The 336-nt window shown below is 35.4% G+C and carries 1 rRNA gene; it reads right to left on the bottom strand.

Annotation, left to right across the window (positions count from 1 at the left end):
• Window positions 1–262: 262 nt before the first annotated feature.
• Window positions 263–336, bottom strand: a 5S ribosomal RNA gene (gene rrf / locus BK139_RS24625); the annotation flags it as partial.

Here is a 336-nt window from a genome sequence, read left to right as displayed (position 1 = left end):
CTCCATATAAGAGTTGATTAAGCTCGTTTGTCTTTTCGAAAAAGACTAATGATTTAAACGTTGACGTTTTGTTCGTTCAGTTTTCAAAGATCAATCAAGCAACTATATTAGAATAACATCTTATAAATAATTCGTCAACACTTTTTTGAAGTTTATTGAGAAATTATTTACTGCATATCTCTCTAATATAAAATTTTACTGGCGTTAAATTATTCCAGTATATGAGGATTAAAAAAGACAAAGAGAAAAACTCTCTGTCTTCGCCCGGCAGCGTCCTACTCTCACAGGGGGACAGCCCCCAACTACCATCGGCGCTGAGAAGCTTAACTTCCGTGT

Origin of the sequence: Paenibacillus sp. FSL R5-0490 (assembly GCF_001956215.1) — a bacterium.
Lineage (GTDB): Bacteria > Bacillota > Bacilli > Bacillales > Cytobacillaceae > Cytobacillus.
The sequence above is the reverse complement of the archived record's forward strand: the minus strand, read 5'-3'. Positions and strand labels throughout refer to the sequence as shown.